The sequence below is a fragment of the Maribacter halichondriae genome, from assembly GCF_027474825.1.
GTDB classification, from domain to species: domain Bacteria; phylum Bacteroidota; class Bacteroidia; order Flavobacteriales; family Flavobacteriaceae; genus Meishania; species Meishania halichondriae.
This window is the reverse complement of sequence record NZ_CP107030.1, coordinates 1,142,582-1,160,966: the sequence shown is the minus strand read 5'-3', so window position 1 is coordinate 1,160,966 and position 18,385 is coordinate 1,142,582. Positions and strand designations below refer to the sequence as shown.

Below are 18,385 nucleotides of genomic sequence, written 5' to 3'. Positions count from 1 at the left end.
TGGCAAGACCGCATCTATGGGATACAAACCGATAAATAACATTCTTATGAAAAAGATGAATCAATGGCCGCTACTCTTGTTGGCGTGCTTTTTTTTATGGTATCCTGTGGAGACGATATGGATGACCTACCTGGAAAAGAATACCGTATTGCAATACCCTTGACTGCTGATTTAATACAGTTTAAGGAAGATGCCGTAGAAGTAACCGAACCTATACCCATTACAGAATCGGGTAAGATATATGCCTATAAGAACTATATTTTAGTGAATGACGTCAACCAGGGTTTTCACATTATCGACAATAGTGATCCCACTTCGCCCCAAAATATAAAGTTTATACGTTTGGAAGGTAATTATGATATTTCTATCAAAGACGATCGTTTGTTCGCTGATAGCTATGGTGATCTTGTAGTTTTGGATATTTCGGATGTCAATGACATCAAGACAATTACCCGTATGGAGAACGCAATCTATCAAGAGTATTGGTGCACCGTAGGATGGGATGTTGCATGGCCAGAGGCCGATTTGTTCGATTACGGTTCTTTTGATGCGACGACCGAAGCGATTGTAGGATGGGAAGTAACTACCCAAAGATTATCGGATGAAGAGTTTCAAAAAAGGTTTGGAGGTCCTTTTGTGAACGAAGATGCTTCCTTTAATGGTTTATCTACAGGTGGGGGGCGCCGAGTAGTGCCGAATCAACAACTGGCCAAGGTGGTTCTTTGGCACGTTTCAAAATTGTTGGCGATTACTTATATGCAGTAGAGTGGGCCAGTATCAGCGTTTTCGATATCTCGGATCTTGAAAAGCCCAAAGTTTTGGAAGATGTCTATACCAATGGTACTGTCGAGACCATTTTTAATCAGGGTGATATTCTTTTTATCGGCGGTACACAGGGCATGTATATATATGATATATCCTCGCCCGACAAACCTGAATTTGTCAGCGAATTTGTGCACGGCCGGGCCTGCGACCCAGTTGTGGTCGATGGGGATTACGCCTATATAACCTTGCGCTCGGGAAATACGTGTGGAAATACCGAAAGCGGACTATATGTTGTGGATGTTTCAAATTTGAATGATCCCCAACTCGAAGTCATATATCCGATGGATGAGCCTTACGGACTTGGTATTCAAGGCCATAAACTTTTTGTCTGTGATGGTAATTCCGGACTTAAGGTATATGATAAAACCGATGCGCCCAATATTACCCCGCTCAGCGTTTTTCCGGAGATATTTGCGTATGACGTTATTCCGTTGGCAAATTCATTGCTGATGATCGGCGATAAAGTGTTGTACCAATATGAATATATCGATAATGATATTCGGTTGTTGAGTACTTTACAGTTGAACTAAATATGGATTACTGTCACATCGAGCGGAGTCGAGATGCCTTTCGTAAAGGTTCTCGACTCCGCTCTAACTGACAGATTCTATATATTAAAGCAGCTACTCCGACGAAATCATTTGAATCTTATTCTCCGATACCCGATCGTTGATTTTAGAAATATGTTCTTTCATTAATTGGTTCAAAGCGTTGATTTCCGCGTCAAGTTCTTTGGTTACTTCGATAAAAAATTCCAAAGATTGCCCCGTTGGCGGATAATCGCCCCGTTGGGAATCGGCCATCAAAAATGCCAAACGGTTATTGATTCGAATACCATAGTTCAAAGGGTCTTGTCGGCTTTGGTTTTTGGTCATATGAATGTTGTTCTCGATAACCTCTAGTTGCGTCTCGAAATCAGAAATCAATTTTTTCATTTCTTCGTTTTCCTTTGTCTTCTCCTTTAGATAGTCCAAATCTTTTTTGACCGACCGAATATCTGTTATGGCATTGTTGGCTCTTGAAACCTGTTCGCGTACTTTTATCAAAAAGTCGAATTGTTTTTGGTAATCTTCATCGGTATTGGGCAATCTAGGGTCTTTGACAATAGTGAAGACCTGCTCGGAAACATTTCCGTTATAATTCATTTTAACTTTATAATCTCCAGGAACGGCCTTTGGTCCTGCGTTGGGCGAAGAGTAAAGTACCATACCTTTAAAACTCTTGAACCCGGGATAACGCATATTCCAGATGAGGCGATTACCTCCTGATTTCATTTCCAAAGGTTTGGGTGCCGAAGGGTCCAGCTTATCTTCTTTGGCAACGTTGGAAAACCGTTGTATCAAGATGCCATCCATTTCCAAAATCTCAAGACTGACCGTATCCGTTTCCTTTTTGTTCTTGACATAATAATTGATAATCGCCCCATCGGGATGGTTTTCGCCGACGAGTCTTGTGTCTGGTTCTTCCCAACCACCCGATTGTTGCGTGCGATACGCTTTATCGGGTTTGTAGAGATGAAATTCGCTCATAACCATTTCCGAAGAAAGTTGATGCAAGGGAGTGAGGTCATCGATCATCCAAAAACTTCTTCCGTGGGTCGCGGCGATCAAATCATTGTCCCGAACCTCGAGATCGCGTATTGCCGTGATGGGCAAGTTCAATTGAAAGGGTGCCCAACTGGCGCCATCATCAAAAGAAACATATATGCCCCATTCGGTACCGGCGTACAAAAGTCCTTCCCGTACTTTGTCGGAACATATGGCTCTAGTATAGTGATTGTCTTTTATCCCTGAAGTAATCACTTTCCAGGTTTTTCCATAGTCGGAAGTTTTGTACAAATACGGGGTATAGTCCCCGAACTTATACGAGGTGGCCGCGACGTAAGCCGTCCCTTTTTGAAACGGACTTGGATCGATGCAATTTATCATATTCAATTTCGGACTCATATTCGAGGGAGGTGTAATGTTCTCCCAATTCGCTCCGTTATCTCGGGTAATATGAATCAATCCGTCATCACTGCCTACCCAAATGACTCCTTGTTCCAAGGGCGATTCGTTGATGGCAAAAAGATTGGAATAGAATTCGGCCCCGGTATTGTCTTGCGTAATCGGTCCGCCGGAAGATTCGATGGTCTCAGGTAGTCCACGCGTCAAATCGGGAGAAATGGTTTCCCATGTTTGGCCTTCGTTTGTGGTCACATGTAGAAAATTGGAACCTGCATAGAGTTTGTTCGGGTCATGGATACTGAATTTTACGGGAAAGTTCCAGTTAAAACGGTATTTCATCACTTCGGCCCCCGAACCTGCAGGGTTGTCGGGCCATACATTGACCGATCTGGTTTGGTTTACCGAGTGGTCTTCGCGCATCATATAACCTTTAAAAGTGCCTCCATAAACAATATCGTTGTTCTTTGGGTCTGGTGCCAAATGTGCACTTTCGCCACCGGCGGTTTCTTCCCAATCACTTTCATCGATGGTCGAACCTGAAGATCGATTGAAAATGCGAATGGTGCTGTTGTCTTGTTGAGCGCCATAAATGCGATACGGAAATGTATTATCGGTAGTTACCCTATAAAACTGTGCCGTAGGCTGATTGTAATAGGTAGACCAATTGTTTCCGCCATCGTTCGATACTTGCGCCCCGCCGTCATCAGCGATGACCATGCGATTATTGTTGTTCGGGTCGATCCAAAGATCGTGGTGGTCGCCATGGGGTGCGTTCTTTAAAGTGAAAGTCTTGCCGCCATCGGTAGAAACCCCATAACTTACGTTCATCACATAGATTTTATCGACATTTTGGGTATCGGCGTAAATGCGCGTATAGTACCAGGCCCTTTGGCGCAAGGCCCGGTTTTCGTTGATTTTTTCCCAGGTCTTTCCGGCATCGTCGGAACGGTACATGCCACCGTCCTCAGCTTCGATCAATGCCCAAACCCTGTTGGAGTCTACTGGGGAAACGGTAATGCCTACAATGCCCCAAGGCCCTTTGGGCAAACCTTCACGATCTGAAATTCTAATCCACGAATCCCCGCCATCGGTACTTTTGTATAGATTGCTATCGGGCCCGCCGCTGTCCATGCGGTAGCCGTTTCGTTTCATTTCCCATGTGGCGGCATAGATTATTCTCGGGTTGTTCGGGTCTAGGATGAGATCGCCCGCTCCGGCCTTATCACTTTCATAAAGGATTTTCTCCCAATTTTGGCCACCGTCCTTTGAACGATATACACCACGGATCTCATTGGGTTTCCAAAGATTACCGATGGCGGCGACATACACTATATCAGGATTCGTAGGATGTATTCGAATTCTTGAAATATGCTCTGAACCTTCGAGGCCAATAAATTTCCAGGTTTCTCCGGCATCGTAACTTTTCCAGATTCCGTTACCTGAGGAAACATTCCCCCGCAGCGTCTGTTCGCCTTCCCCGACATAAATGATATTAGGGTCCGATTCCGATACAGCGACCGCACCAATGGAGCCCCCGAAATAGCCGTCTGAAATACATTCCCAAGTGCTTCCGGCATCGGTGGTTTTCCAGACACCTCCACCTGCCGTACCCATATAATAGAGGTTCGGGTTGTCGGCGATACCCGATACGGTTCCCGCTCTTCCGCCTCTAAAAGGACCTACCAAGCGCCATTTCATTCCGCCATAAAGCGATTCATCAAAGATCGTGATAGTTGCTTTTTTATTTTTTTTACGCTGGGCGGTCAGTTCTTGACTTGCGAACACAACTAAAAATATCAAAATGTAAGGGAGGGTTTTTTTCATGTCGTTGGATTATATTGATTCCTAAAAATAACAATATTCTACACGTGCCTCGAACGAATTCATTGATTTTTTTGCGAGGAACCAAATGTGGAAAATAGATTCTAAACTTGAAGCATATCGTTATACATATATATAGGGTATGGCACCAAATTAAAAAATTCAACTACTTTTGTCCTTCAAAAACCATTGAATGGCCAAGAATTTAGTGATAGTAGAGTCGCCTGCAAAGGCAAAGACGATTGAAAAATTTTTAGGAAAAGACTATAAAGTAGAGTCGAGTTTTGGGCACATTGCCGATCTTCCTTCCAAAGAATTAGGGGTCGATGTAGACAACAACTTTGAGCCGAAATATATCGTTGACAACGATAAAAAAGCGTTGGTCAAAAAATTGAAGGATTTGGCAAAAAAAGCGGAAACTATTTGGCTCGCCAGTGATGAAGACCGTGAGGGAGAAGCTATTTCGTGGCATTTGGCGGAAACTTTGGGCTTAGACAAAAAGAAAACCAAGCGCATCGTTTTTAACTCGATTACAAAATCGGCGATACAGAAGGCCATTGAAAATCCGCGTGAAATCAACTACAATCTGGTCAATGCCCAACAAGCACGAAGAGTATTAGATCGCTTAGTCGGATATCAACTTTCTCCCGTATTATGGAAGAAAATAAAACCGGGATTATCGGCTGGCAGGGTACAATCTGTTGCGGTGCGTTTGATCGTCGAACGAGAAAGGGACATAGAAGCTTTTACGCCCGAAGCTTCCTTTAAGGTATCGGCGGAATTCAAAACCCAGGACGGAAGTGTCTTTACGGCCAAATTATATAAAACATTCGCTACAAAGGCCGAAGCGGAATCATTTTTAAAACAAAATATCGGAGCGGATTTTTCGGTAGCGGACCTAGATAAAAAACCGGCCAAGAAATCGCCATCGGCTCCTTTCACTACTTCGACCTTGCAGCAGGAAGCATCACGAAAACTCTATTTTTCGGTGGGCAGAACGATGCAAGTTGCGCAACGTTTGTACGAGGCAGGATTGATTACCTACATGAGAACCGATAGTGTAAACCTGTCCGGTGAGGCGATAAATGCAGCTATGGAAGCGATTATTTCCAACTATGGGGAAACTTATAGCAACGTTCGAAACTTCAAGGGTAAATCAAAAGGTGCCCAAGAAGCCCACGAGGCCATACGCCCTACCGATATAACGAACCAGTCACCATCTTTGGAACGTGACCAATCCAAGTTATACGAGTTGATTTGGAAACGGACCATTGCATCGCAAATGAGCGATGCACAATTGGAACGTACCAATGTGAAAATTAAGACCGACACGCATTCTGATGAATTCAGTGCGAACGGTGAAGTCATCAAATTCGATGGTTTTCTAAAAGTATATATGGAAGGTCTTGACGATGAGGATGCCGCGGAGGAGCAAGAAGGAATGCTTCCGGCCATGAAAGTAGGTAATTCTCTTGAGAACAATTATATATCGGCAACCGAGCGTTTTTCAAGGCCACCTTATCGCTTCACTGAAGCATCTTTGGTGAAGAAACTAGAAGAGTTAGGTATCGGAAGACCTTCTACCTACGCACCTACCATATCGACTATACTGAATCGTGGTTATGTTGAAAAAGGAACTGTTGAAGGCACCGAACGAAAATATGCCCAACTCATACTTGAATCTGGACAAATCAAGGAAAAGGGTCTTTCCGAAATGGTTGGATCCGATAAAGGAAAAATGGTGCCTACCGATATCGGAATGATCGTAAATGACTTTTTGGTCAGCCATTTTGCGAACATATTGGATTACAATTTTACGGCCAAGGTCGAAGAAGATTTTGATGAAATTGCAGAGGGCAATGAAGATTGGCGAAAAGTGATGAAAGACTTCTATACGGACTTTCGCCCCAATGTTCTAGATGTGGAGGAAAATGCCGATCGCGCTAGTGGAGAGCGTGTATTGGGCGAAGATCCAAAAACGGGCCGGCAGGTTTCGGTGCGGTTGGGCAGGTTTGGACCAATGGTGCAGATAGGTACCGTTGAAGAGGAAGAAAAACCATTGTTCGCAAGTTTATTACCGGATCAATCTTTGAATAACATTACCTATGAGGAGGCAATGGAATTGTTCAAACTCCCAAGGGATTTAGGGGCGTATAAAGGAGAGGAAGTAGCTGCCAACGTAGGTCGCTTCGGTCCTTACGTGCGCTTTGGGAAAAAATTTGTTTCCCTTCCAAAAGGCGAGAGTGCCATGGAAGTTACTTTGGAACGCGCCATCGAATTGATCAAGGAGAAAGAAGAGGCGGATGCTCCAATAGCCACGTATGAGGATAAAGATGTAATCAAAGGAGTAGGCCGTTTCGGACCTTTCATCAAATGGGATGGAATGTTCATCAATGTCAACAAAAAGTACGATTTTGATAATCTTTCCCAGTCGGATATCGAAGAACTAATCGAGGCCAAAAAACAAAAGGAAATCGATAAAGTCGTACAAAATTGGCCGGAAGAGGGTATTCGTATCGAAAAAGCCAGATGGGGTAGACATAATATTTTAAAGGGCAAGAACAAGGTCGAATTGGCCAAATCCGTCGATGCGTCAAAAATGACGTTGGAAGAAGCCAAGGCGTTGATTGAAAAGAAGGCTCCGAAAAAGAAGGCTAAGGCTAAAAAAAGTGAACAGTGGTCGGTAACCAGTAGGCAGTGGCAGTTCGAGACAAATACTGCATGTGCCTCTAAACTATAAAAGTGACAAAAAAGGTTAGGAGTTTATGGGTTTTGTAGTTTAGAATTAAACATTTGAAACCCGAAACCCGAAACCCGAAACCCGAAACCCGAAACCCGAAACCCGAAACCCGAAACCCGAAACCCGAAACCCGAAACCCGAAACCCGAAAATGGCTTACGATTTCTTAATTCCAGTTGAAGATAAGGTGCTGGCTCACTGCGAATTGTTGCCTTCTCAGGCCCTCGGAAGACATATTCATATACATACCGTTAAAGACGGTCTTCCTGTTTTGGCTTTGGCTTCCATAGCAATTCTTGGGGTCAAGGAATCTCGAAATGCCTTTGAAAAAAAACCGGAAAAATTAGATGTCTCTGCAATCCGATTACAACTGTATAAGTTGATGATGGGTAATTGGAATTCGAACATCGTTGACATGGGTGATATTGAAGAAGGTGAATCCGTAGAAGATACCTACTTTGTCGTCAAGGAAATCGTTGCGGGACTTTTAGAAGAAGACATTATACCAATAATAATAGGTGCTACCCAAGATATTACCTATCCGACATATAGGGCTTTCGATGGTATTGTCGACATGATCAACTTGGTAGCTATTGATAGCCGTTTCGATTTCGGGATGGACGATGAATTAATATCGTCACATTCGTATATGAGCAAGATTATTACCGATAAACCGAACAATCTTTTCAACTTCTCAAATATAGGCTATCAGAGTTACTTCAATGCCCAGGAAGAGCTGGATCTTATGGAACGTCTCTTTTTTGACTCCTATAGATTGGGAGATGTTGCCGCGGATATCACTTTGGCCGAACCTGCATTGCGTAATGCCCACCTCGTGAGTTTGGACCTGAGGGCAGTAGGGGCCAGCGAAATTGGCTTATCAAATAATTTTTCCCCGAACGGATTTACCGGCCGTGAAATATGTGCGATCTCAAGATATGCAGGTCTAAGTGAAAATGTTCGCGTTTTTGGGTTATATGAAATGGAAAATACGAATCAATCATGCCAACTGATGGCCCAGCTGATCTGGTACTTCATAGAAGGCTTTAATTTCAGAATTTTTGAGTCGCCGCTTACGGACAGTGACAACTTCACTAAGTATATGGTACCCACCGAAAATGAGCATTTGGTCTATTATAAGAGTCATTTCACCGATCGGTGGTGGGTAGAGGTGCCTTCGATTCTTTCTTCGCATACTAAAACAAATTCACCGGCGTTATTACCATGCACTGAAAAGGACTATTTGGACGCATGCGACCAGAACATTCCAGACCGGTGGTTCAAGGCCTATAAGAAAGGCTTTAACTGATCAAAAATTTTTTTAAGGGATAATAACGTCCAATACAATATTTTACTCAAATCGAAGTTTTAGAGAGTAGAAATGCTAATTGTGTTTGCAGTTATAACCATAATCGAAATTTAACCTAAAGTATGAAGAAGCTATTGTTATCATCTATAGCGTTTGTTTTTTTGCTCACGAGTTGTGGGTCTAAAACAAAGGGAGAACTAGTCGGGGCCCAAGGAAAAAAGTGGTATCCTGAAAAGCCTTATGGTATGGAATTGATCCCCGTGGATCTTTTATCATGGGTAAAGCAGAAGAAGATATGGCACAGGTTCTCAACGCCCCTACCAAGACCGTTACCGTGCGTTCATTTTATATGGACGATACCGAGATTACAAACAGCGAATATCGTCAGTTCGTAGAATGGGTACAAGATTCGATTGCCAGAACCAATTTGGCCAGACTTGCCGATGAGTTGGGCCTCGGGCCAGAAGATGGTGGCATCGGCGAATATGCATATCAAGATGCCGATACAACAAAATTGTCCGTTTACGATAAGTATATGTTGGACAATTATGTAGGTATGGGTGACGATTACAATGAGGGACGATCTCTTAACAGGGATGAAGATCTTGTTTGGGATGTTTCGGAATATCCTGATGAATATTATACCGAGGTGATGGATTCATTGTACATTCCTGAAGAGGAATCGTATAACGGCCAACGTACCATCGACGTTACGAAATTGAAATACAAATATAGCTGGATGGATATCGAAGCTGCTGCAAGATCTAAAACTGGCAGAAGAAAAGATTTCATCCGTCAAGAAGAATTGGAAATCTATCCCGACACTACAGTTTGGATCCGTGATTTTGAGTACTCGTACAACGAACCTATGCACAACGATTATTTTTGGCATGATGCTTATAGCGAATATCCTGTTGTCGGTATTTCTTGGAAACAAGCAAAGGCTTTCTGTAACTGGAGAACCAAGTTCAAGAATGACGATCAGAAAAGTAGAGGAAAGCAGTTTGTAAACCAATTTAGACTTCCTACGGAGGCTGAGTGGGAGTATGCTGCCAGAGGTGGTATCGAAGGTGGAACCTATCCATGGGGTGGTCCTTATGTAATAAGCGACACGGGTTGTTATATGGCAAACTTTAAACCACAGCGTGGAGATTACGCAGCAGATATGGCACTCTATACCGTAGAGGCCAAATCATATGAGCCAAATGATTTCAACTTGTACAATATGGCAGGTAATGTTTCGGAATGGACGAACTCTAGTTATGATCCAAGTTCGTACGACTATGTATCTACGATGAACCCGAACGGTGGCGACGGCAGTAACTCCAGAAAGGTGATACGTGGTGGTTCATGGAAAGATGTTGCCTACTTCTTGCAAGTAAGTACTAGGGATTATGAATATGCTGATTCTGCCCGTAGTTATGTAGGGTTCCGTACCGTGCAAGATTATATGGGAGAAGAAGATTCAACACAATAGAATATTAAGAATATAGTTAAATAGTAAATACACCCTCCGGTTACTGCCGGAAAAAACAATCAAATTTTAACCAAATACTTATTATTAATTAAACTTAAATTAAATCTTTTATTATGGCACAGTCAAAATCAACAAAAAAACTTTTCAACATGGCCTATGGCCTTGGGGCATCGGTAGTAATTATTGGTGCGTTATTTAAAATCCTTCACTGGGAATTTGGCCCTCTTAACGGCGGAATCTTACTTGCGATAGGTCTTATTACAGAAGCACTAATTTTTGCAATCAGTGCATTCGAACCTGTAGATGACGAATACGATTGGTCTTTGGTATATCCAGAACTGGGCGGTGGTGCATCTCAAGGTAGAAACAACGAAGCTCTTGAAATGAAAGAAGCAGAAGCTTCATTGTCAGCTAAGTTGGACAACCTATTGAAAGAAGCAGGTGTCGATGCCAGCTTGATGGAAAGTCTTGGAGATAGCATCAGAAACTTCGAAGGCGCTGCCAAAGGTATTGCCCCAACAGTAGATGCTATGGAATCTACCAGAAAATATTCTGATGAAATGGTTCAGGCTGCAGCGCAGATGGAATCTTTGAACAGCTTATATAAAGTTCAGTTAGAAAGTGCTAGCAAGCAAGCTTCCGTTAACGAAGAAGTGGTACAAAATGCTTCTGCCCTTAAGGATCAGATGGCTTCATTGTCTACCAACCTTTCTTCTTTGAACGGAGTTTACGGAGGAATGCTATCCGCAATGAACAGAAACTAATTAGATTTAGTTATATACCCCAAATCAAATATTAATTAAAAACTAATTAGAAATATGGCTTCAGGAAAAGCAACGCCACGTCAGAAGATGATCAACTTAATGTATTTGATCTTCATCGCGATGTTGGCCTTAAATATGAGCAAGGAAGTTCTCGCCGCATTCGGTATTATGAATGAGAGGATGGAAGCTTCCAATGCAAAGACGACAGAAAGTAACCTAGCTTTCTTAAGCGGTCTTGAAACAAAGGCATCAGAGGATTCAGCTAAATACGAAAAACTCTATAAAGATGCTCAGCAAATAAAGACATTATCTCAGGAGTATTATGATTATCTGGAAGGTTTAAAAACCGGAATGATGGAGGGTACTGAAGATCCTAAGGATTATGCGGTAATGGACAAGTCCGATTATTTGGATCAAACGTTCTTTCAAGGCGATAACCTTGCCGAAGGTGGTAAGGAGTTTATGAAACGTATAAACGATTATCGAACGCAGGTTGCCGCTATAGTCCCTCAAGGGATTAAAGCTTCTGTCAACGCTCGTTTTGAAACGGGTGACGCTAACGGAAAAGTCGAAAAGCGTGATGGAACAAAGCAAGATTGGATCAACTATCATTATGAGAGTTTCCCTCAGGTAGCCTCTTTGGCTAAATTGTCAGCACTTCAAGCAGATGTTAAGGCTACAGAAGAAGATGCTTTAAAATCGATGTTAGCTGGTGAATTGACAGAACAGGTTTCGCTGAAGAATTTTGCTACTTCACTTCTTGCAAGTAAATCTGCTTTCTACACTGGAGAAAAGTATGACGGTAAGATTATTATTAGTAAAACCGACAATTCTTCTACACCGGTTAGAGCGGAGTTAACTTTAGACGGTAGAAAACTATCGGAGGGAAGTGACTATAAATTAGAGTCGGGCGGTGTTAAACTTCTAATCGGTTCTGGTAATGCCGGAGACCATGAAGTTGCAGGTACTATCTATTTTAAACAAGACGGGGAAGAAATTCCAGTTGAAGTAAAAAATAGTTTCGCAACTATTTCTAAGCCAAATGCCGCGTTGATCGCTGCTGATAAAATGAATGTTGTGTATCGTGGTGTAGCGAATCCAATGTCGATTTCGATTCCTGGTATTCCTAATAACAAGGTTCGTGCTTCTGCACCTGGTCTTAAACAGAGCAGTGGTAGCAAGTATGTCATGAACCCTGGTACAGGTAGAACGGTTACGATCACAGCTTCGGGTACCTTGCCAGATGGTCAAACAGTATCTTCTAAATCCGAGTTTAGGATTAAAGATATTCCAAGACCTGCAGGTTCGGTAAGTAAGCAGACAGGTAGTGCAAAATTGCCTAGGTCTAACATGGAGATTGCTACTATCGGTGCAATGTTGGAAGATTTCGATTTTGATTTGAACCTTGCCGTAAGCGGATTTAAATTCAAAGTGCCAGGTCAGCCTACCGTAAGTGTAAGCGGTAACAAGTTGAACGCAAATGCGAAATCTGCTTTGAAAAGAGCTAGTAGAGGTGATGCTGTTCAGATATTCGATATCGAAGCATATATTACCAATAACAAAAGTTACAAGTTGAAGAAAGTATCTCCTGTAGTTGTGGAGATTACAAACTAGTATAATGGATAACCGGGCGGCCCAATGGTCGCTCGGTAATTTTAAATTGAATTAAGATGAATTGGAAAAATGTTTTATTGATTGGAGCAGTTACTTTATTACCTGTTTCAATGATGGCCCAAGCGAACATATTGAACGCCAAAAAGCCGCAGGAAATCGGTATAAAGACCGAGGCCCAAAAGGCAATGGACAATGATGCGCCGCTTGAGTATGGTTATGTCGATGATCGTGATATCCTTTGGTCTAAGACTGTTTGGGAAGTTATCGATCTTGATGAAAGGGTCAACTTTCCTTTGTATTATCCGACTGACACCATAGATATTGGTGCCGATCGACGGTCATTGTATGATGTTCTAGTAAAGAATGTTAGAAACGGAAAGCTTGAGGTTTATGCTGACTCGTATTTTACCGATAAGAGAAACTTCAATGATCTCACCGCTACCTTGCAAAAAGTAGATACGACCGATTATGGGTATGAGCAGATAAATGCTGGTGAACAACTTTCTCAAGAATATGTTATTCGAAGAGATTTAAGTGCTGCCGATGTTGAGGAGTACCGTATCAAAGGTATGTGGTATTTTGATAAGCGTCAAGGTGAATTGAAGTATCGGTTATTAGGTATTGCCCCTGTGGCACCAGATGTCAACTTTATTGATGACGAATCGATGGATCCAGCAGATGCCAAAGTTGAGTTGTTCTGGGTATGGTACCCTGATGCAAGACAGATTTTGCACGAAGCCAAGGTATTCAACCAGCGTAATTCGGCGCAGCCTATATCGTTTGATATGTTGTTGAACGCACGAAGGTTCGGAGCGGTCATCTACAAGGAAGACAATGTACATGGCGACCGAGAAGTGAACGATTACGTTGCAGACAACGCATTATTTCAATTGCTAGAGTCCAAAAGAATAAAAGAGGCCATTAGGGATAGGGAACAAGATATGTGGTCTTATTAAGAAAGAATTAATTCCAATTCAATAGTATAAAAAGCCTCGACGAAAACGTCGAGGCTTTTTTATTCGTCATTGCGAGCCTGCCTGTCAGTAGACAGGCGAAGCGAAGCAATCTGTCGAAGGTTAGAAAATGGATTCTACAATTTCCGACCTCAACTTACTGTTGAAAAACTCACAATGACCAGCGATTTTCTACCTTTACCTTATGATTGATTACCTAATCGTAGGGCTGGGATTGGCCGGAGTGTCGTTCAGTGAAACTTTGCAACAAAATCAAAAAACATTCAAAGTTGTCAGTGATGAGTCACAGAATTCTTCTTTGGTAGCTGGCGGTCTCTATAACCCCGTTATTTTAAAAAGATTCACACTGGCATGGAAGGCAAAAGAGCAGCTCGATTTGGCACTACCTTTTTACAACGGTTTGGAGAAAAAGTTGAGCGTTCAACTGAATTATAAGCTGCCAGTCTTACGACGTTTTGTTTCGGTGGAAGAACAAAATTTGTGGTTCGAAGCATCGGATAAAACAGATTTGGGAGAGTTTCTGTCGACGGACATCCACCAAAATACGAATCCGAACATAGATGCACCCTTTGGCTATGGAGAAGTATTGGGAACAGGAAAGATTGACACTAAAAAGCTGATACAGGCATATAAAGAACACTTGGTTGGACAAAACTGTTTACTACCCGAAACTTTTGATTTTAAAGCGTTGCGATGTGAAACGAACTTTTTGGAATACAAATCGATCAAGGCCAAAAATATTGTTTTCGCCGAAGGTTTCGGCATAAAGAATAACCCATATTTCAAGTATTTGCCCGTACATGGTAATAAAGGTGAATATGTATTTATAAAAGCTCAGAATTTAAAAGAGAAAGATGCTATCAAAGCTTCGATTTTCTGTATTCCCGAAGGAGATGATATGTATCGTATTGGCGCAAACTATGACCGAAATGGCCTCTCCAATAAACCCACTGGGAAAGCCAAAACAGAACTTTTGGCCGCTTTGGACCGTTTTATAAAATGCGACTATGAAGTTATGGATCACATTGCTGGTATCCGTCCTACGGTAGTTGATAGAAGACCCTTGATCGGCCAACATCCGAAGCATAAGAATTTATACCTTCTTAATGGGTTTGGGTCGCGAGGCGTGCTGATTGCGCCCTATGCCGCCCAACAACTATATCACCTTATCGAGAATGGTATGGCCGTAGACCAACAATTGGACATTTCACGATTTATTAAAAAGTATTATGAGGACTAACTTTGACGGCCTTTGCATCATAATGGATAAAGAAATTTATCCAGATATTTCGCGAGACGCGAATGATAAAGGGCAAGAAAATCACCAAAGTGCCCACAATGGCAATAAAGGTGTTTTTCAACGACATCCTTATAAATAAAAAGGAGATGACAAAAGCGGCAACGGCAAACGCAACTCCAACACCGTAACTTACATACATGGCACCATAGAAGAATGATGGTTCCATTTTATATTTTGTACCACAATGAGAACAACGCTCGTGCATTTTAAAGAGATTGCCCAAATGATAGGGGTTATTATCCTCATACATGCTTTCTTTATGACATTTTGGGCAACTTCCTGTTAAAATACTGTAGAGTTTGTTTCCTTTTTTTAACATTTGCAAAACTTTGCACAAAGGTATGTAATAGCGGTATTTTTGACCGTAACAAAAGTCACATTAATATATTTTTAGTTTCTAAAATTTCATGTATATGGTTTTTGAACCATAAAAATGAAACAATAGAGAACATAAACAAAATTTCCATGTTGAACGTCCATAATCTTTCGGTTTCCTTCGGAGGCGAATATCTCTTTGAAGAAATCTCTTTTCGTTTGAACGGGGGAGACCGAGTGGGTCTTATCGGTAAGAACGGTGCCGGCAAATCGACACTTTTGAAACTGTTGTCGAAAGACATGACTTTTGATTCGGGTACTATTGCCATTGAGAAAGATGTGAAGATTGGTTTTTTGAGACAGGATATAGACTTCGAACAGGGCAGAACCGTTTTAGAAGAGGCCTATCAAGCCTTTGAGGAAATCAAGGCGCTAGAGCAACGCCTAGAGTATATCAACCAACAGCTGGCCGAACGTACGGATTATGAAAGTGAGGGCTATCATCAACTTATGGTCGACCTGAACGATGTCTCGCATCGGTATGAGATAGTCGGGGGATATAATTATCAAGGGGAGACCGAAAAAATTCTTCAGGGCCTAGGGTTCGTACGGGAAGACTTCACAAAAAAAACGGATACTTTTTCGGGCGGATGGCGTATGCGCATCGAATTAGCCAAACTCTTACTTCAAAGTAACGATGTACTTCTATTGGATGAACCCACCAACCATTTGGATATCGAATCCATTATTTGGCTTGAACAATTTTTAAGGAACCATACCGGTGCTGTGGTCATTGTATCGCACGATAAAATGTTCTTGGACAATGTAACGAACAGGACCATTGAGATTTCATTGGGGCGAATTTACGATTATAACAAACCCTATTCTAAGTACTTGGTATTGCGTCACGACATGAAGCAACAACAGCTAAATGCCCAAAAAAATCAGGAAAAGGAAATTCAACAGGCCGAACGTCTTATCGAAAAGTTCAGGGCAAAAAGCACAAAGGCCTCCATGGCGCAATCGTTGATCAAGAAACTGGACAAAATAGAGCGTATCGAGGTAGATGAAGATGACAATAGCGTGATGAACGTGCGCTTTCCTATCTCGATAACCCTGGAAAAGTAGTAACCGAGATTGAAAATTTATCTAAAAGCTATGGCGACAACCATGTACTTGCGGGTATCAACTTGCTTATTGAACGTGATAGCAAGACGGCTTTTGTAGGTCAGAACGGGCAGGGCAAGTCTACACTGGCAAAAATCATGGTGGGAGAATTGGATTATAAAGGTCATTTAAAACTAGGGCACAACGTGCAGATAGGATATTTTGCTCAAAATCAGGCAGAGTATCTTGATGGTTCAAAAACAGTTTTGGATACCATGATCGATGCCGCAAATGAAAAGAATAGAAGTAAGGTGCGAGATATTTTGGGATCTTTCCTATTCAGGGGCGATGAAGTTGAAAAATACGTCAAAGTGCTTTCGGGTGGAGAACGCAATCGTTTGGCTTTGGCTAAAATGTTGCTCCAACCTTTCAATGTGCTGGTCATGGACGAACCAACGAACCATTTGGATATTAAGTCAAAAAGCGTTCTCAAACAGGCCTTACAGAATTTTGAGGGTACCCTAATATTGGTTTCGCATGACCGAGATTTTCTACAAGGATTGACCAACAAGGTCTATGAATTCAAGGATAGAAAAATCAAGGAATATCTAGGGGATATCAATTTTTACTTGGAGCAAAAAAAGGTCGAAGACTTCAGGGCCATAGAAAAAAAGCAGAGTAAACCCAAGAATACGGATAAGGAAGCAAAAAAAGACAAGGGAATCTCGTTCCAAGATCAGAAATTGCTGAAATCTTTAAAAAACAAATTGAGCTCGGTCGAAAATAAGATTTCGGCCTTGGAGAAAGAAATTGCCGAAATTGATCATGACTTGCTGATGAATTATGATGAGACCATAGCCAATCCACAATTTTTCGAGAAATATCAGGATAAGAAAAAAGCGTTGGAAAAGCATATGAAAAGTTGGGAAAGCATTACCTTGGATTTAGAAAAAATGGAGTCTTAAAGTCAATATGTACAAGTTGTTTTTCCTACACCACAAAAAACAGGGCTTTCACAACAAATATGGACGTTTCGTCGATATTTTTAGATTTTAATCTATAATTTAGCGTTATTTGTAGGTAAAATCTTAACAAATCTTACAATATTTGGATTGGCCAAATCTTGATATAATTCAAAATGACATTTATTTATGAGAAATCTACTAGCTATTGTCGTACTTCTTTTTACTTGTACGGTCGTCTTCGCCAAAGTTCCTAGAGCGGAGAGAAAGGCACTCATTGATCTTCATGCGAGCACCAATGGAGAACATTGGGTAAAAAAGTGGGATTTAAAGGCACCGGTCTCAGATTGGTACGGCGTAACAGTCGAGAATGACCACGTCGTTGAGATCAATTTGTTCAGAAATAACCTTATGGGAACTTTACCAAAAAGCATCGGAGATCTTAAGAAGCTCACCAAACTAAATCTGGCGTTCAATAATATCACGGGTGAACTTCCTGATGGAATTGTTCTGTTGGGCAATCTCAAAGTGCTCAAATTGGAAATGAACAAGATTAAAGGAGAACTTCCCGAAAGTATCGGAGCCCTTGAAAACCTTGAAGAACTTACCGCATTCAATAATTTTCTTTCTGGCAACATTCCCGAAGGTATAGGAAATCTAACGCAACTTAAAACATTGAACTTATCAAGTAATGCGTTATCGGGTGAGATACCCGGTTCGTTGGGCGACCTTGTTCACTTAGAAAGTTTGGGGCTGTTCGAAAATGCTTTACAAGGCTTTATCCCCAGAGAGATTGGCAATTTGACCAAAATGAAAGAATTGGTACTGGCCAACAACCAGCTTACAGGAGCCATTCCGGAAGAGTTCGGTCAATTGGCAAGTTTGCAAGTATTTCAAATTCAGAACAACAAAATAAATTCGTTCGAAAATTTGCAGCTCATGGAAGCACGTCAGTTTTTGGTCTTCGACTACGATGACGGCAATATAAAGACCGACTTTAAAGATCTCAATATCAACAATTCAAGAATGGCCGATACCAAATTCGAGGATGATATTGAAAATGATTGAACTTTAGCAACCTTGATCCAATAAAAAGGGGCGTCTATAGACGCCCCTTTTTATGTTCCTTTAAATTTCTACTAAAAAATATCAGAAATAGCAAATTAAAACGTTAGAATTCAACGAATATGGTTGAAATAAACATTTTATCGGGGCTTTTTACAAAATTTCCA

Annotated in this window: 11 protein-coding genes and 2 pseudogenes; 11 read left to right on the top strand and 2 right to left on the bottom strand. The window is 41.6% G+C overall.

Annotated elements, in window-relative coordinates:
* The first annotated feature begins 63 nt into the window (after nucleotides 1–63).
* Together N8A86_RS05345 and N8A86_RS05340 are read left to right on the top strand one after the other, a co-directional pair.
* A complete protein-coding gene (locus N8A86_RS05345) occupies nucleotides 64–765 on the top strand; it encodes an LVIVD repeat-containing protein (RefSeq protein WP_273568120.1) in 702 nt (233 codons plus the stop codon).
* Nucleotides 723–1,355 carry an LVIVD repeat-containing protein gene (locus N8A86_RS05340; RefSeq protein WP_273568119.1) on the top strand — a complete coding sequence of 211 codons (633 nt, stop codon included), beginning with the start codon at nucleotides 723–725 and terminating at the stop codon, nucleotides 1,353–1,355. The genes N8A86_RS05345 and N8A86_RS05340 overlap by 43 nt, the downstream gene beginning before the upstream one ends.
* 93 nt (nucleotides 1,356–1,448) lie before the next feature.
* Here the strand turns inward: N8A86_RS05340 and N8A86_RS05335 are convergent, their stop codons facing one another.
* Nucleotides 1,449–4,595, bottom strand: coding sequence for a WD40/YVTN/BNR-like repeat-containing protein (locus N8A86_RS05335; RefSeq protein ID WP_273568118.1), 3,147 nt, complete (start codon nucleotides 4,593–4,595; stop codon nucleotides 1,449–1,451).
* 190 nt (nucleotides 4,596–4,785) lie between these two features.
* Between N8A86_RS05335 and topA the strand changes: the two genes are divergently transcribed.
* From topA to N8A86_RS05300, 7 genes and pseudogenes are all read left to right on the top strand, one after another.
* Entirely contained in the window at nucleotides 4,786–7,332 is a 2,547-nt protein-coding gene (gene topA, locus N8A86_RS05330) for a type I DNA topoisomerase (protein WP_273568117.1), read from the top strand.
* Between the two features lie 150 nt (nucleotides 7,333–7,482).
* Nucleotides 7,483–8,640: a formimidoylglutamase gene (locus tag N8A86_RS05325; protein WP_273568116.1), complete on the top strand. Its 1,158-nt coding sequence runs from the start codon at nucleotides 7,483–7,485 to the stop codon at nucleotides 8,638–8,640.
* Nucleotides 8,641–8,762: 122 nt separating this feature from the next.
* A pseudogene (gene porK, locus N8A86_RS05320) lies at nucleotides 8,763–10,117 on the top strand (T9SS ring complex lipoprotein PorK/GldK).
* Nucleotides 10,118–10,230: 113 nt separating this feature from the next.
* Entirely contained in the window at nucleotides 10,231–10,881 is a 651-nt protein-coding gene (gene porL, locus N8A86_RS05315; protein WP_273568115.1) for a type IX secretion system motor protein PorL/GldL, read from the top strand.
* Nucleotides 10,882–10,935: 54 nt separating this feature from the next.
* Nucleotides 10,936–12,495 (top strand): type IX secretion system motor protein PorM/GldM, encoded by a 1,560-nt coding sequence (gene porM / locus N8A86_RS05310; protein ID WP_273568114.1) that lies wholly within the window; start codon nucleotides 10,936–10,938, stop codon nucleotides 12,493–12,495.
* Nucleotides 12,496–12,551: 56 nt separating this feature from the next.
* Entirely contained in the window at nucleotides 12,552–13,451 is a 900-nt protein-coding gene (gene porN, locus N8A86_RS05305; protein WP_273568113.1) for a type IX secretion system ring subunit PorN/GldN, read from the top strand.
* A 202-nt stretch (nucleotides 13,452–13,653) separates the two neighbouring features.
* Nucleotides 13,654–14,709, top strand: a complete 1,056-nt coding sequence (locus tag N8A86_RS05300) for an NAD(P)/FAD-dependent oxidoreductase (protein ID WP_273568112.1) — start codon at nucleotides 13,654–13,656, stop codon at nucleotides 14,707–14,709.
* On the opposite strand, the gene N8A86_RS05295 is transcribed toward N8A86_RS05300, so the two are convergent.
* On the bottom strand, nucleotides 14,687–15,088 hold the full coding sequence (locus N8A86_RS05295; protein WP_273568111.1) for a DUF983 domain-containing protein: 402 nt from the start codon (nucleotides 15,086–15,088) through the stop codon (nucleotides 14,687–14,689). The genes N8A86_RS05300 and N8A86_RS05295 overlap by 23 nt on opposite strands.
* A gap of 146 nt (nucleotides 15,089–15,234) precedes the next feature.
* Between N8A86_RS05295 and N8A86_RS05290 the strand changes: the two are divergent.
* Together N8A86_RS05290 and N8A86_RS05285 are read left to right on the top strand one after the other, a co-directional pair.
* Nucleotides 15,235–17,156 (top strand): annotated as a pseudogene (locus N8A86_RS05290) (ABC-F family ATP-binding cassette domain-containing protein).
* A 186-nt stretch (nucleotides 17,157–17,342) separates the two neighbouring features.
* Nucleotides 17,343–18,221, top strand: a complete 879-nt coding sequence (locus N8A86_RS05285; RefSeq protein ID WP_273568110.1) for a leucine-rich repeat domain-containing protein — start codon at nucleotides 17,343–17,345, stop codon at nucleotides 18,219–18,221.
* The last annotated feature ends 164 nt before the right edge of the window (nucleotides 18,222–18,385 follow it).